Below are 14,896 nucleotides of genomic sequence, written 5' to 3'. Positions count from 1 at the left end.
CGCGCAGCGGGTCCCTCGGGCCTTCGGCCCTCGTTCGCATCGCCCTTCGGGCGATGGCGGGTGCGCTTCGCGCACCCGTGGACCCGCTGCGCGGGTCTGGCTGACCTTCGGTCAGCCTCTCGCCCCTTCGGGGCTCGGGCCGCTCCGCTTCGCTCCGCCGGCCCCACCGGCTGATGCCGGATCACATCACTGACCTGGGAAATTGGCTAATCTCACTACAGGCTGACTGGGGGAGGGGTGGCGCGAGGGGGCGCGTGCGGGTCGGCTTCACTCCTCTCGGGTTGGTCTAGACCGTGGTCCAGGCCACTGTTTTCCTGCGGTCGGCGGGCGGGGTGCGCTACCCTGGCAGGGTGAGTCACGGACCTAGTGTATCAGTTGCTGCCTGTCGGGGAACCCTGCCGGATCGGGTGAGTGGACTCGCCCGTTTCGGGATTCTCCGGTTTTCCGTCGGCAGGGCTGATAGGCTTCGTGATGCCGCTCGCATTGGGCGTGAATTCCGGTCCGCTCTGGCCTTTCGGCCCGGCCGGTGGATGTATCAGAAACGCACCGTCAGCAGTTCCTGTCAGATCCCGGGTGCGGTCCGGGGCATTCGAGGGGAGACCTTTCTGTGAGCATCGTGGAGCCGGTCCTGACGGACGCTCAGGAGTCCGAGGAAATCACCCTGCGCCCGCACCAGATGGAGGCGCTGGAGGCGATCGTGCGGGGCCTGACGCCGCGTCCGGGGCGCATCGCTCCGCCGCAGGGTCTGCGGGTGACGGCGCAGATGGCCACGGGGTCGGGCAAGAGCTTCGTGGGGGCGCGGGCCGCCCAGGCGCTGGCGCCGCGGGGCACGGTGCTGGTCGTGGTGCCCACGCTGGACCTGCTGGTGCAGATGATCGGTGAGTGGCGAAAGGCCGGCCGCTCCGGGGAGATGCACGCGGTCTGCTCGCTGGTCGACGGCGAACTGCCGCTGGGGGTGGGGGCGAGCACCAGGCCGCTACGGATCGGCTGGTGGATCCAGGAGGCAGCCAAGCGCCGGCGGCCGCTGACCCTGTTCGCGACCTACACCTCGGCCGGGGCGCTGAAGGACACCTACCGCTACTACGACGAGCGGCAGGAGCCCCTGCCCCCGCTGGGCCTGATGGTCTGTGACGAGGCGCACCGGTCCTCGGGCCACGTGGAGAAGACCTGGACGGTCGTCAACAACCACGCGGAGATCCCGGCGCTGCGGCGGCTGTACATGACGGCGACTCCGCGGATCTGGGCGCCGCCGAAGTCGCGGGTGCGGCAGCGGGAGGGGGCGGTGCAGCCGCTGCCGGAGGAGCTGGCGGTATCGATGGACGATCAGCGCGTCTACGGCCCGCAGGTCGTATCGCTAGGCCTGGCAGAGGCGATCGACCGGAAACTTTTGGCCCCCTTTGAGGTGGTGGTGCTGGAGCTGCGCGACCCGGGCGCGGACCGCAAGGCGGCCGAGAAGCAGCCGGTGCCGTGGGGGCCCGGGGTGGGTGAGGCCGAGGACGGCGAGGAGGACCAGGTGCCGGCCGAGCGGATCGCCGCGATCCAGGCCGGGCTGGTGAAGACCTGTGTGGAGCGCGGTCTGCGGCGCACCATCACGTTCCACAACCGCACGATCGAGGCCCGGTATTTCTCGGAGACGCTGAACCAGGCCGTGGAGAAGCTGCACAACGAGAATCCCGAGAAGTATCCGCCGGAGTTCTGGGCGCAGTGGCTGTCCGGTGAGCATGAGGTGGATTTCCGAAAGGAGATCATCGGAGACTTCGGAACGGCCGAGGAGGACGAGGGGCTGACGCATGCCGTGCTGTCGAACTGCAAGGTGCTCGGTGAGGGTGTCGATATTCCGAATGCGGATGCGGTGCTGCTCCAGGGGCGGGGCAGCATGGTGGATATCGTCCAGGCCATTGGGCGTGCCCTTCGGATGAAGCCCGGGGAGGGTAAGACCGCGAGCCTGATCGTGCCGGTTTTCCTTCAGCCGGGAGAGGAGCCAGGGGACATTCTGAAGTCGGACTCCTATGGTCCGCTGGTCAAGATCCTCAGTGCGATCCGGTCGCACGACGCGCGTGTGGTCGAGGCCCTGGCTGTGCCGCAGAAGTCGGGGAGGCGCACCACCGGGCGCAGCGCTGAGGCCGAGTTCGCGCCTGGTGAGGGTGAGGGGGCGGGGACGCCGGCGTTCTCGCTGCCGGTGCGGTTCCAGAGCAAGGTCGGCGAGGACGTGCTGGCGCTGTTCATCGCCACGCGCGTGCTGACCGGGGAAAACCAGCTGTGGCGGGAGGGGATCGGGCACTGCCGGAAATGGTTCGAGGAGACCGGAGGATTGGATGTTCCGTATTCCGCGCGGGTCGGTGAGCAGGGGAATTACCGGCTCGGGGAATGGCTCACCCAGCGCCGGGTGGAGTTCGCGAATGGTGAATTGCCGCGACACCGGGTGGAGATGCTGGAGCAGCTCGGCATGATCTGGTCGGTCTCGGACGCCCGGTTCGAGGCCGGCCTGGACTGGGCGCGGGTCTGGGCGAAGGAGCACGGCGGCTCGCTGGCGGCGCCGGCGCGGGCGGCGATCGGCGGATACGCGATCGGCGGGTGGCTGGCCGGGCTGCGGGCGGCGGCCGAGGTGCCCGGGGGCGAGCCGGGCGCGCTGGATCCGGAGCGGCGGGCCGCGCTGGAGGAGATCGACCCGTGGTGGTGCCCGGCCTGGCCGATCACCTGGCAGCGCAGCTACGCCGTGGCGCGGCAGTGGTGGCTGGAGTCCGACGGCCGGGTCGACTGGGCGCAACTGCCGCTGGAGACGACGTTCGAAGGCGAGCAGCTCGGCCGGTGGGTGCGGGCGCAGCGGGCCGGCTGGGCTGAGCTCCACCAGGAGCAGCAGGACCTGCTGGCCGCGATCGGCATCGAGGAGGACCAGGAGCTGGCGGCCGCACGGGCGGTGGCCGCGGCGAAGCCGAAGGTGTCGCGCACCGACCGGTTCCAGCTCGGCCTGGCGGCGCTGGCCGCGTTCGTCGAGCGGGAGGGCCACGCGAAGGTGCCGCGCGCGCACAAGGAGGACGGGACGTCGCTGGGTACCTGGCTGAACAACCAGAAGGCGAGGCGGGACAAGCTCACCGCCGAGCAGCTCGGGCAGCTGGAGGCCCTGGGAGTGGCCTGGTAGGCCCGCACCGGGCGGGGCCGGTGTCCGGGGCCGGACGCTACGCTGCTGCCGCCCTGAGAAAGCGCTGGAGGCCCTCACCCGAGCTTGGGTTCTAACGGTCCTCGCAACACCCGCGATCTGTGGGAGTTGCGAGGACCGTGGCCGTTGAGCGTGATGATCTTGCGGGGTTGAGGGAGCGTTTCCTTGCGCGGCTGGATGCCGTGGGGAACGTGACCGTGGTGGCGCGTGAGCTGGGGGTGAACCGGAACACCGCGTTCGGTTGGGCTCGGAAGACCGGACGGCGTTCGGAGCGGCTGGCGCGGCGGCATCCCGGGCGGGACGAGTATGAGCGGCTTCGGGCCGAGGGTGTCGCGCGTCGAGTAGCGGCCCGGCAGGTCGGCGTGAACGAGCGCACGGCCAAGGACTGGGACTGGGGCGTCAAGAAGACCCGCACCACGCGCACCTATGCCGACGGGCGCCGTGTCGACTACGCGGCGGGGACCGTCACGATGTGCCGTGTGACCACGGCACCGGTGGGCCTGACGGCCTTGGAGAAGCAGCTTCACCCGCGGTTTTTGACGCTGGCCGAGCGCGAACGGATCCGCGATCTTCACGCGGCGGGGCAGTCGCTGCGGGCGATCGGGCGGGCCCTGGGACGGCCGGCGAGCACGGTCAAGCGGGAGATCGACGCCAACTCCGGTACTGGGGGCTACCAGCCCTACGCCGCCCACCGGGCGGCGGCGACGCGCAGGCTCCGGCCCAAGGACCGCAAGCTGCTGCATGAGGGACGGCTGCGCGGCTTCGTCCAGGACGGGCTGCGCAGGCGGTGGTCACCGGAGCAGATCTGCCACGCTTTGCTCAAGGAGTACCCCGACGACGAGAGCATGCGGGTGAGCGTGGAGACGATCTACCAGGCGCTGTACTTCCAGGCCCGTGGCGGCCTGAAGCGGGAGGTGCAGGCAGCGGTCCGCTCCGGCCGGACCCGCCGCAAACCCCGCCGCGACCCCGAGCGGCGCACGCCGCGGTTCGTCGACCCGATGGTGATGATCAGCGACCGCCCCGCCGAGATCGAGGACCGGGCCGTGCCCGGCCACTGGGAAGGCGATCTGATCATCGGCGCGGCCGGGCGCTCCGCGATCGCCACCCTGGTCGAGCGGACCACCCGTTACACCATGCTGGTCCACCTGCCCGACGGAGCCCACGACGCCGAGACCGTCCGCGACGGCCTCGTCCGCACCATCCAGACCCTGCCCGCTCACCTGCGCGGCTCCCTCACCTGGGACCAGGGCGCCGAGATGGCACGCCACAAGCAGTTCAGCATGGCCACCGGCATGCCCGTCTACTTCTGCGACCCCGCCTCACCCTGGCAACGCGGCTCCAACGAGAACACCAACGGGCTCCTGCGGCAGTACTTCCCGAAGGGCACCGACCTGAGCGTCCACAGCCCCGAAGACCTCGAACACGTCGCCCAGGAACTCAACGGCCGCCCACGCAAGACGCTCGACTGGGATACCCCAGCCGAGCGTCTACGTGATCTACTCACTACCTAAAACCAACTGGTGTTGCGACGACCCCTGGAACCCAAGGAGCGGGTGGGGGCCTCCGGGCTGTCAGCGGACCTGGAGTTCTTCGGCAAGGCGGTGCAGGAGGGAGACGGCCATGCCGTTGAGCGCGACCGCGTCCGCCCGCACCCAGGTTGCTCGGGCGAGCGCGCCGTCCTGGTGCTGGACTCCGCTGGCCTGGTTGAACACGCCCTGGATCAGCTCGGCGTAGCCGTCGGCCATCCCTTTGAGCTGGTCGAGCAGCACCCCGTACCGCTCGGCCTGGTCCTGTTCCTTGCTCTTCTTGGTGACGTCCTTAGGCCAGACCTTCATGTCGCGCATGTCGCCGATGGCCAGGCGGGTCTCGCGGATGGCGTCGGCGTACTCGCCGGCGGTGATCTGCCGGTCGGCCGCGCGCAGGTGGGCGGCGGCCTTGGCGAGCGGGCCCTCGTCCAGCGGCAGCGGCACGGTGACGGTGAAGAAGATGCCGCGGCTGACCGCCTCGATCTGCCTCTCCCAGGTGCTGGCCGGCACCCGCACGGTGTCCTGGGTGGTCGCCGTCGGGTAGGTGGTGCTCTGCGGGAGGACCGCGGTGATATCGATCCGCAGCTGCAGGTCCTGGCCGTTGCGCTCCTTCTCCAGCGCGAGGACCTGCTCGTTGGTCAGCGGCACCGACAGGTCGGCACTGCGGGCCACCCCGTTGTCGGCCAGGCCCACGGCCGCAGGGACCAGCGAGCCCAGCCAGCGCATGCCGCCGCCGTGCTCCGCGTACAGCTCGCCACCCAGTTGCACCAGGGTGCACCCGCCGGCGAGCTTGGCCGGGTCGACCTCCAGGCGCAGCACGAGGCGGTGGCAGCCGACCCCAGGCAGCAGGGTCACCACTGTGTGGCTCGTCGGCTCCTTGAGCCAGAGCCGGGTGCCGTCCATGAATCCCAGATCAGTGTTCACCGTGAACCTCCTCGTGAGCACCGATTGAACACCTGCGGGACCCAGGGGCGGGCATAGTTTTCGCACGGCGGCCCGTGCGTGGGCTCACCAGTCCTCGGCGGTGCTGAACCCGTCGAACGGGCCCTGGCCGGAGATGCCGGCCTCCAGGGCCTGGGCCTCCTCGCGAATCAGCTCGGTGATCCAGTCTGCGATGTTGAGCGGGAGCTGGACGGTGCGCTGCTCCACGTCGTGCGGGGTGCCGATGGTGACCCAGACCTCGCCCGTGGCGCCGGGGCCGGCGGCCCGGTCGGCGAACCCCTGCAGAGCGTCGGCGAGGTCGCCGGCGGCTGCGGCGTCGTCCGAGCTCACCACGTGGTCGGGCCGGACCCGGGCGCCGGCTCCGGGACCTGACGGATGGTCTCCGGGTCGTACAGGTACCAGGCCCAGGCGAGCAGGTCAGGTCCCCAGCGCACCAGCGCCACCCACTGCGGGGAGCCCTGGTGCAGCCGCCAGCGTTCGACCCGGCCCGGAAGCCACTGGCCACCGAGGCGGATCTCGACCCACCGCCAGCGCGGCTCGGTCTGCCAGCTGCGCCCAGGTCCGGACATCAGCGAGGCGGGCGCCTCCACCGCGTCCCCGGGCAAGGGGTTCGCGTGGCGCGGTGTCGAGAACGGAACGGCGGTCGTCACACCTCCAGATTAATCGAAAATGTGTTCGCCCATGAGCCTGGGCCCCGACCCGGAACCTGGCAGCTGCGCCCAGGAACTGGGGCGTCCAGGCCGAGAGCGGCTGGGGCGTCTGACACCGCTGCAGACCGAACTGCCTGAAGCGCGCGGGCCCGGGTTCAGGAGTGCTGCTCACTCCTGAACCCGGGCCCGCTGCTGTCGTCCGCGCGGGGCGCAGCTCAGGGAGTCAGGTCGATGATCCGCACCGGCTGGCCCTTCCAGCGATGCGGGTCGACGGTGGCGACCACCGCGCCGTCCGGGCGCTCCGGGGTCGGGGCGGCGGCGTAGCGGGTGTGGGCCTGGGCCCAGGTGTCGTCCGCAGCGACCGCCAGGGCCGCGGGCAGGTCGAGGTCGAGGACGACGACCGCCGGCAGGGCGGCGAGGTGCTCGGCAGTGCCGGGGCGTTCCCGGTCGGCCTCCACGAGGGCGCAGGCGGGGGCGTAGAGATACCAGCCGGCCTCGGCGTGGGCGCGGTGGATCAGGCGGGAGGCCAGTTGGTTGCCGCGGCCGGCGGCGACCATGGCGGTGTTGTCGAGGACGACGTGCAGCGCGGTCACAGGCCGCCCGCCTGGGCCAGGCGGCGGTCGAGCTCGGCGTCCAGCTGGCGGGTGTCAGCCTCGGTGGGGCTGTAGCCGGTCCAGGCGGCCAGTTTCTGGCGGGCCTGCTCGGCGCGCTCGGCGCGCTCGGCCGGGGTCAGCATGGTGTCGGCGAGGCGGGCGAGGTAGGCGCGCAGCGACAGGTGCTCGCCTTCGGCGAGAGCGGCCAGGCGGTCGCGGGTCTCCGCCGGCACGCGCAGGTTGGCGTCGGCCATCAGGGGCTCCTTTCTCATCCCGAACAGCATACGGGTACGTACCCGTACACGCCACGACCATATGGGTACGGGTACGGGTACGGGTACGTACCCGCTATGCTGCGGGAAGGGCACTCGGCGACCTGCTGCCCTTGACCGGCCGGTCTGTCCGGATACGCGTGAGTGAGGAGCACTGGTGGGAGAGGAAGGTGCGGTCGCAGACGTGTTGTCCGACGCCGAGAGCGGCGCGGTCTTCGAGCGAGTGATCCTGCCCGCCGCGCTCGCCGGGGCCGTGCCCCAGGAGCGGCCGGTGGTCGTGCTGGTGGCCGGGGCACCCGGGGCGGGCAAGAGCACCGCCGCCGACCTGGTCATGGCAGTGCTGGCGCGCCGCGGCGGTGCGGTGAGGGTCTGCAGCGACCTCTACAAGGACGCCCATCCCCGCTACCGGCAGTACCTGGCCGCCGACCCGCGCACCGCCGGGGCGCGAGTGCGCTGCGATACCCGGCGCTGGCGGGCCGCGGTCGAGGAGCAGGCTCTTCGCCTGCGCCTGGACGTGGTGGTGGAGACGGTGCTGGACGGCCTGGACGAGGCCGGCGCGTACCGGGCTGCGGGCTACCGCACTGAGCTGCTGGTCGTGGTCGCCCCGGCAGCCGAGAGCGCGCTGGGCCGGCTGGAGCGCTACACAGCCGCGCTGCGCACCTGCCCCGGGGACGGCGGGCGCTTCGTGTCCTGGGAGAACGCCGACCGGGCCGGCAGGTCGCTGCCGCAGGCCGTGGCCCGCATCGAGGCTGAACAGCTGGTGGACCGCATCGCCGTAGTGCGGCGCGACCTGGTTCCGGTGTACGCCAACGAGCTCTCCGCCGGGCACTGGCTGCGCCCGGCCAGAGCCGGGCAGGCAGTCACCGACGAGCTGGTCCGCCCCTGGAGCGACCGGGAGACCGCCACGTTCCGACGCTGCCTGGCCCGGGCCGAACGCGAGCTCCACCACGAGCAGATCGGCCAGGCGCACCGCCTGGTGGCGCTGCGCGACGCGGAGCGGGCCGCGGCTCTGGCCGAGCCAGTGCGCCGCATCGCCCAGCCCACCCTCCAGCCCCCCGGTGTCGACTACCACCGGCTCTCCCAGGAGGAGCACCACTGGATCTGGGAGAACCTGGTCCTGGAGGACCTCGGGGAGATCACGCCGCACCAGCAGCCGATCTGCGTGGTCGTCATGGGCCCGCCGGGCGCGGGCAAGAGCCGGGCGTCCCGGATGGTGATGCGCGCGCTGCGCGAGCGGCGCCCGACACTGGTCTGCGGCGACGACTACAAGGCATACCACCCCGACTACCTGCGGCTGCTGCGCGAGCAGCCGCGCACCGCGAGCGAGCGGATCCGGGCGGACTACAAGGCGTGGCAGGCCAGGGCCGAGGCGCACGTCCAAGCCCAGCGCGGCGACGCCGTGCTCGAGGTCGCCCCCGGCAGCGCCCGCGACGTCCTGGCCAGCGCCTCGGCCTGGCGCCGGTCCGGCTACCGGGTCGAGCTGGTGGTCCTGGACGTGCGGGAGGCTGACAGCCGCCAGGGCACCGCGCTGCGCTACGCCCAGGCGAGCCGCAGCGGCGTCCCGACCGCCCGGTACACCACCGCCGCCGGCCACGACCGGTGCGCGGCCGCCGTCCTGGACGCCGTGCGGGCCACCGAGGCGCAGGCCGCGGTCGACCAGGTCACCGTGGTGCGCCGCGACGGAACCGCCGTCTACCGCAACGACCTCGACGCCGACGGGCGCTGGGCCCAGCCAGCCCGGGCGGCGCTGGTGCTGGCCGCCGGCCGGGTGCGGCCCTACGACGAGCAGGAGGCTCTGCGGTTCCTGAACCTGCAGCGCGAGCTGCGCGCGGCGCTGCCGCAATACCGCGACGACGTGGACGCCATCACCCGCCTGGCCTGGCCGCTGCTGCCCGCCCGCCTGCAGCCCCACCGGCTCGGGCAGCCCACCGTGCTCGCTCTGCCCGCCCGGCGCACCCCGTCCTACGGGCCGAGCAGCTCGCTGAGCCTGGCCTCGTAGAACTCCTGCACCCGCGCCACCTCGACCGCACCCGCCTCCAGCAGGTTCTGCTGGTCCGAGCGGGCCTGGCGGCGCTCGGTCAGTAGCCGGTGCAGCAGCGCTGCGTCGACAGGCGTCCTGCCCCGCTCGGCCACAATCCGCTCGCTGTACGCGGCCAGCACTTGGCGCAGCACCTCCCGCGCGCTCTCGTAGCTCGCCCCTGACGGGCTGTCAGCGGATTCGTCGGCGCCGTTCGCGTCGGCAGGGCTCTCGGGATCGTGCATGGTCAACCGCCTCGGGGTCCATGTGGGCAACCCACCCATTCTCCGTGCCCGACCGCCCGGCGCCCCGCACTGGATCCGCGGTGCTGTGCCGCTCCGAAGTAGGAGCCAGGGTGGGGTTCGGCCGAACCCCGGATGGAGAGCCGCAGGTACGCGTAGCGTTTGACCATCGGTCAGCACAGGGACAACGGCGCGGGGGTTCGAGTGGCGGGGCGGGACCTGAGGTCGTTGTTCAGCACCAACGACACCAGCACGGTGGCCGCCGAGCCGGTCACCAACCGCGAGGGGCAGTGGCAGGCATTCTCCGCCGCACTCGGAGAGCACCTGGAGCACACCGCCCGGCCTGACTTCGACGTCCAGGACCTGGAAGCGCCGCGGCGCAATGTCATCGCCTTCTTCGGAGTCGGCGGCATCGGCAAAAGCACCTTGGCGCGCACCATCGATGCCTCGCTCGCCGACCCCGAGCAGCGCCCGACGCAATGGCCGCAGCCGTCCTGGCTGGCCGGCCGGCGGATCCTGCCGGTGCGCATCGACCTGGCCAGCTCGGCCGGTGCTGACCTAGAGCAGATCGTGCTGACCCTGCGCCTGGCGCTGGCCCGGCACGTCGGCCGACCGATGCCCGCCTTCGACCTCGCGCTGCACCGCTACTGGTCGACGGTGCACCCGGGCGAGCCTCTGGAGGAGTATCTGCAGCGCTCCGGCCTGGCCGGCAAGTTCGGGCGGGCGCTGCCCGGACAGGTGAAGTCCGCGATCTCCGAGGCCGCCTCGCTGCTGTCGCTGCCCGGCGTGGTTGGCACCGCGGCCGGGCGCGTGACGGTGGCGCTCGCCCGGGCGCTGCGCGAGCGGCACCGCAAGCTGGCCGCGCTGGCCGGCTGCCACCGGCTGGCGGACCTGTTGGAGGCCGAGCCGGGCCTGGAGTCGCTCTCCTACTACCCGCACCTGCTCGCTTGGGAGCTGACCCGCCTGCCCACTGGGAAGGCCACCACCTTGGTGGTGGTGCTGGACACCTTCGAGGCCGTCGGTGACCGCACCTACCGCGAAGCCGAACGCCTGCTGCAGCATCTGGTGTGGCTGATGCCCAACGCCCTGTTCGTCATCTGCGGGCGCAACCGGCTGCAGTGGGCCGACGAAGCGCTCGCCGGCCAGCTCGACTACACCGGCCCAACCGCCTGGCCCGGCCTGGCAGCCCGCGCGGTGCCCGCCGCCCGCACTGGCGCGCCGGGCACCGGGTCGGGGCCGCGGCAGGTCCTGATCGGGGACTTCTCGATGGAGGACGCCGAGGACTACCTGAAGCGTCGGCTCACCGACACCTCCGGTGCGCCGACGATCCCGGCCGCAGTCCGCGAGACCATCGCCCAGCGCTCCCACGGGCTGCCGCTCCACCTCGACCTGGCCGTCCAGCGCTACCTCGCCCTGCAGCGCGCCGGCCGCACCCCCGGACCGGCCGACTTCGAGACCGACTTCGCGGTGCTGGTCGCCCGCACCCTCCAGGACCTGACCGGCGAGGAGCGGCAGGTGCTGCGCGCCGCCTCCCTCCTGGACGCCTTCGATCTGGACCTGGCGACCCGCACCGCCGGCCTGACCCGCCAGGCCGCAGCCCACCGCCTGGCCGAGCGGCCGCTGGTCCGCCACGACCCCCTCGGGATCTGGCCCTACCACCTGCACGCCCTGGTTGCCTCCACCCTGCGCACCGCCACCGACCGCACCGACGACGCCTGGGCCGAAGCCGACTGGCACCAGGCCGCCGCCCGCGCCCTGGCCGCACTCGGCGACCAGTGGAGCACCCGCGCCGACGAAGGCCGCCGGGTCCTGGTCGCTTGCCTGCGCCAGGGCCTGCGCCTCGCCCGCGACCATGCCCTGCCGCTCGGCTGGCTCGCCGACGGCGCCTGGGCCTACATCGCCGACTCCGTCTGGGAGCCGCTCGACCCGCCCGCCCCTGCGGCCGGCGGACCGTCAGCAACGAGCGCCGGCGCCGACGGGACGGCGGCGGTGCCGCTGGACACGGCCGCCGAGGCACTGGTGGAGGTGCTCTCCGCCGTCGCTGGCCGCCAACGCGAGCACCGCGACCACACCGTCGAGCGCCTCACCGCGGTCCTCGACACCGGCCTGCTGCCAGAGGACCTGGCGGACCTGGCCCGCTACTACCGGGCCAAGGCCCAGCGGGATCTCGGACACGGCCGCGACTCCTACCAGGGCATGCGGCAGGTCGCCGATGGCACCACCGCGCTCGCCCCTCGCGCCCGGCGCGGGCTCGCCCACCTGGCCCGGATCGCCGGCGACCTGCCCGCCGCACTGACGATCGCCCAGCAGGTCGGCTGGGAGGGCCGCCAGCAGCGCATCTACGGGGACCTGTGGTGGCTCCAGGGCGACATGGATCAGGCTGCGGCCGCCTACCGGGCTGGCCGCGCCGAAGCCGAGCAGCACGCCGTCGCCGGCGAACAGGCCATCTGCCAGGCCCAGCTCGCCCTGGTCACCGCCCTCGCCGACCCGGCCGCCGGCGACGCCGAGATCGCCCTGGCCGAGCAGCTGCTCACCGGCCTCAACCAGCAGGCCACCACTCTCACCGTGCGCACCGCCGCCCTGCTCCGCGATGCCGGCACCTCTGGGGTCGCCGAACGCGCCCAAGCGCTGCGCGCCGCAGCCGCCATGGCCGGCCTGACCGCGGTCGCACCGACCATCGAACTCGCGGCCGCCTTCCACCACGCCGTCACTGGCGACCACACTGCGCTCGCGGCAGTCGAAGAGCGCCTGCGCGACCTCACCGCCGGCGGCGACTACGCCTACTACCGCGACATCATGGCGTTCATGGCCGACCGGGAGCCCGCCACCTGGTCCGGCACCGCCTGGCTCGACAGCGCGGACATGGTCCGCACTCGCTGGCGCACCCTCGTCACCACCCGCCAGCAGCACCTGCGCGACGCCGCCGCAACAAACTAAACGAGCTCCACGGCCTTCTTACTTGGTGTTGCAGAGCGGCCACGGCGGGTGGTGGTCCGTCGGTAGGGTTCGGAGGGTGGATACCGAGCCGTTCGTGGATGAGGACAGCGACCACGATGTGTGCTGGATCTGCCCGTCGGTGAGGTTCCCGGCCGGCGGGTTCGATGTCTTCGAGCGGCCGACCAGGGAGTGCCCGTTCGATCCGTCGGACGGCTTTCGGTACACGGCTGCCGGGGTGCCGGTCTGTGTGCACCCGTACAAGGTGGGCCTGCCGCCGGGCCGGTACGCCTCCGACGGCGTGCCGGTGCCCGCCCGCGCACCGCGGCCGGCGACATCACCCGCGGCGGCTGGGGACGCGGCTACGGCCCGCCAGGTGGGGCCTGGACGGGCCGTAGCCGCTGCCGCTGCCGGCGTCCTGGGCAGCGGGCCCGGCCCTGCAGTCACTCGGCGGCCCGCCGGGGGAAGCGGGGCGCCGAGCGGGCAGAGCCGGGAGCGCAGGTCTCCCGCGCCGTACGCGGGAGCGCTGCCGCCGGGCCTGCCCGAAGAGCTGGCGGACCTGGCGGGGTGGGTGGGGGAGTTGGCGCGCGGCGCGGCCTCGGAGGATCTGGCCGAGGTGCTGGCCGGCGCCGAGGCCGCCGCGTTGACCCGGTTCCCGGAGGACCAGGTGCTCGCGGTGATGCGCCGCGCGCTGTCGGGGGGTTAGGCCGCCGCGAAGTCGATCGAGTGCTCGCGGCCGGAGCGGCCCATCCCGATCGAGTCGTACTTCGCGGCGAGGATCGCCAGGCGCCGGTCCACCTCGGCCTTGTCGAGCCAGTAGCGGGTGGGCGGCTCGGCGTTCCAGGCGGCGCGGTAGGCGGCGTGGGTGTAGCCGCCGCTGGTGTAGTCGGTGTGCTCCTGGTCGGTCTGGTGGATCAGGGTGAAGCCGGTGCGCTCGGCGATGCGGGCGAGCAGCTGCGGCTGGGCGATCATCGCGTGCGTCATCTCGTCCACCGGCACGGGCAGCGCCACCTCGGCGGCCCGCTCGTCCCCGGTGAGCTCGAACACCGCGGCCTTGAGCGCCAGGGCGCACAGGCCCTCGGCGAGCAGCGGGCCCTTGTCCGCGTCCAGGTTCCAGCGCTCGATGGTGGGGAAGCCGGTGAAGCACTGCCAGTCGCTGGAGTACTCGAGGGTGGCGGCCTCGAAGGCCGGGAACTCGGGGTCGGCCTCGATCCGGGTGAGGATCTCGGCGGCGCGGCGGCCGACCAGGTCGGCCTGGGGCAGGGCGGTTTCGGTCATGCGGAACAACTCCTCGGGTCTCGCGGTTCCGGGCCGGACGGCTTCCGGCGCGGGTGGAGCTGAGGTGGTGCTGTGGTGCTGCCTGGCGGGCCTGGTGTCGTCGTCAAGCCCGCCAGGGGCTCTGTGGGGCGACCCGGGGCTGACTGCTACGCCACGGGGACGGCCGGTACCGGGAGCGGCAGGGTGCGCAGCCGGGAGGCGGTGACGACGTCGGCGAGGTCGGCGGCGCGGCGGGTCTGGCGGGCGACGGCGGGGATGTCGATGGGGGTCGGCAGGATCAGCTCGGCCCACACCGTCTTCCCGGTCGCGGCCTGCCTGGTTCCCCACTCGTCGGTGAGGGCGGCGACCATCAGCAGCCCGCGGCCCGTCACCTCCTCGTCGTCACCGAACCGGGCCTGCGGGCGGGGCAGGCCGCTGCCGCCGTCGGCGACTTCGATGCGCAGCCGATCGCCGGGCGGGGCCAGGCGCAGCGTGACGGCGATACGGCCAGGGCCGTTGTGGGTGGCGGCGTTGGCGATGAGTTCGGAGGCCACGGTGAGCAGGTCGTCCAGCGCGGCGTGAGTGATGCCCCAGCCGGTCGCGGTGGAGCGCAGCGCGCTGCGGGCGAAGCCGACGCAGGCCGCGCGTTCGGCCGGGTCGATGTCGATGGCGGTGACCGTCAGGCGGTACTCCAGGGGGCGCCGCCGGGGCCGGCTCACCGCGGCTGTCCCGGCGGAGGACAGGTGCGGGCGCCGCTGATGGTCAGCACGACGCCGAGCCCCTGCAGAAGGTCCGACAGGCGGGCCCAGGCGGTCGCGCAGTTGGCGACCATCCGGCGGTTGATGGTGACGACCACGCCCACCTGGCCCTCGGTGACCAGCTGGGTGACGCGCTGCCAGCCCGGCCGTTCGGCCAGCGGCACCAGGTCGTCCGGGTCGACGACGGTCTCCACCACCGTCCAGCCGTCACCGGCGGCCCGCTGCTCGCACCAGGCGGTGAACATCGCCACGGAGACCGGATCGGGCTCGGCGCACACGTACGCGACGGCTCGGTCCTGCCGGGGCGGTCTGGTGGCGGCCGGGCCGGGGCCGATGGGTGCGGGCGCGTTGGACGGCATCAAGGACTCCCGGAAGGTGACGACACATCGATGACTGCGGCCGCCGTCGGCATGGGTACGTACCGGATGCGCCGCTTGGCCTGCGCGGTGAAGAACCGGGAATCCCGGCCCCTCACCGCGGGCACGAATCCAGTTCACCGCCCGGCGGGCACCGCGTGGATCCGCTCGACCGGACGTTTCACCGGACGT

14 protein-coding genes are annotated in these 14,896 nt (G+C 72.7%); 5 read left to right on the top strand and 9 right to left on the bottom strand.

All coding sequences use genetic code 11. The annotated features are described in order from the left end of the window. Positions 1-607: 607 nt before the first annotated feature. Positions 608-3,139: a Helicase associated domain protein gene (locus ACIHEI_RS34200; RefSeq protein WP_396609481.1), complete on the top strand. Its 2,532-nt coding sequence runs from the start codon at positions 608-610 to the stop codon at positions 3,137-3,139. A 488-nt stretch (positions 3,140-3,627) separates the two neighbouring features. Further along, on the top strand, positions 3,628-4,668 hold the full coding sequence (locus ACIHEI_RS34195; protein ID WP_396609483.1) for an IS30 family transposase: 1,041 nt from the start codon (positions 3,628-3,630) through the stop codon (positions 4,666-4,668). A 60-nt stretch (positions 4,669-4,728) separates the two neighbouring features. Here the strand turns inward: ACIHEI_RS34195 and ACIHEI_RS34190 are convergent, their stop codons facing one another. The 5 genes from ACIHEI_RS34190 to ACIHEI_RS34170 all read right to left on the bottom strand — a co-directional run bounded on the left by ACIHEI_RS34190 (position 4,729) and on the right by ACIHEI_RS34170 (position 7,140). Then, positions 4,729-5,607, bottom strand: coding sequence for a hypothetical protein (locus tag ACIHEI_RS34190; protein ID WP_396609480.1), 879 nt, complete (start codon positions 5,605-5,607; stop codon positions 4,729-4,731). Between the two features lie 84 nt (positions 5,608-5,691). Then, positions 5,692-5,955: a hypothetical protein gene (locus ACIHEI_RS34185; RefSeq protein WP_396609479.1), complete on the bottom strand. Its 264-nt coding sequence runs from the start codon at positions 5,953-5,955 to the stop codon at positions 5,692-5,694. Then, entirely contained in the window at positions 5,952-6,275 is a 324-nt protein-coding gene (locus ACIHEI_RS34180) for a hypothetical protein (RefSeq protein WP_396609478.1), read from the bottom strand. The genes ACIHEI_RS34185 and ACIHEI_RS34180 overlap by 4 nt, the downstream gene beginning before the upstream one ends. 215 nt (positions 6,276-6,490) lie before the next feature. After that, a complete protein-coding gene (locus ACIHEI_RS34175) occupies positions 6,491-6,859 on the bottom strand; it encodes a hypothetical protein (protein ID WP_396609482.1) in 369 nt (122 codons plus the stop codon). A 5-nt stretch (positions 6,860-6,864) separates the two neighbouring features. Beyond that, on the bottom strand, positions 6,865-7,140 hold the full coding sequence (locus tag ACIHEI_RS34170; protein WP_396609477.1) for a hypothetical protein: 276 nt from the start codon (positions 7,138-7,140) through the stop codon (positions 6,865-6,867). 184 nt (positions 7,141-7,324) lie between these two features. Here ACIHEI_RS34170 and ACIHEI_RS34165 point away from each other — a divergent pair, with 184 nt between their 5' ends. Further along, positions 7,325-9,139: a zeta toxin family protein gene (locus ACIHEI_RS34165; protein ID WP_396609476.1), complete on the top strand. Its 1,815-nt coding sequence runs from the start codon at positions 7,325-7,327 to the stop codon at positions 9,137-9,139. Here the strand turns inward: ACIHEI_RS34165 and ACIHEI_RS34160 are convergent. Beyond that, the gene (locus ACIHEI_RS34160; RefSeq protein ID WP_396609475.1) at positions 9,103-9,402 is read right to left on the bottom strand and encodes a hypothetical protein; all 300 of its coding nucleotides are present in this window, start codon (positions 9,400-9,402) and stop codon (positions 9,103-9,105) included. The genes ACIHEI_RS34165 and ACIHEI_RS34160 overlap by 37 nt on opposite strands. A 225-nt stretch (positions 9,403-9,627) precedes the next feature. On the opposite strand from ACIHEI_RS34160, the gene ACIHEI_RS34155 reads away from it, so the two are divergent. Further along, positions 9,628-12,336, top strand: coding sequence for an ATP/GTP-binding protein (locus ACIHEI_RS34155; protein WP_396609474.1), 2,709 nt, complete (start codon positions 9,628-9,630; stop codon positions 12,334-12,336). A gap of 568 nt (positions 12,337-12,904) precedes the next feature. Next, positions 12,905-13,039, top strand: a complete 135-nt coding sequence (locus ACIHEI_RS34150; RefSeq protein ID WP_396609473.1) for a hypothetical protein — start codon at positions 12,905-12,907, stop codon at positions 13,037-13,039. Here the strand turns inward: ACIHEI_RS34150 and ACIHEI_RS34145 are convergent. From ACIHEI_RS34145 to ACIHEI_RS34135, 3 genes are all read right to left on the bottom strand, one after another. Beyond that, positions 13,036-13,611: a hypothetical protein gene (locus ACIHEI_RS34145; RefSeq protein WP_396609472.1), complete on the bottom strand. Its 576-nt coding sequence runs from the start codon at positions 13,609-13,611 to the stop codon at positions 13,036-13,038. The two genes, ACIHEI_RS34150 and ACIHEI_RS34145, sit on opposite strands and share 4 nt — an antisense overlap. Positions 13,612-13,757: 146 nt before the next feature. After that, positions 13,758-14,309, bottom strand: coding sequence for an ATP-binding protein (locus ACIHEI_RS34140; protein WP_396609471.1), 552 nt, complete (start codon positions 14,307-14,309; stop codon positions 13,758-13,760). Next, positions 14,306-14,707: a hypothetical protein gene (locus ACIHEI_RS34135; RefSeq protein WP_396609470.1), complete on the bottom strand. Its 402-nt coding sequence runs from the start codon at positions 14,705-14,707 to the stop codon at positions 14,306-14,308. The genes ACIHEI_RS34140 and ACIHEI_RS34135 overlap by 4 nt, the downstream gene beginning before the upstream one ends. Positions 14,708-14,896: the final 189 nt, after the last annotated feature.

This window comes from Kitasatospora sp. NPDC051984 (assembly GCF_044593455.1).
Lineage (GTDB): Bacteria > Actinomycetota > Actinomycetes > Streptomycetales > Streptomycetaceae > Kitasatospora.
Note: the sequence above shows the minus strand (reverse complement) of the source record. Positions and strands in the feature narration are given on the sequence as shown.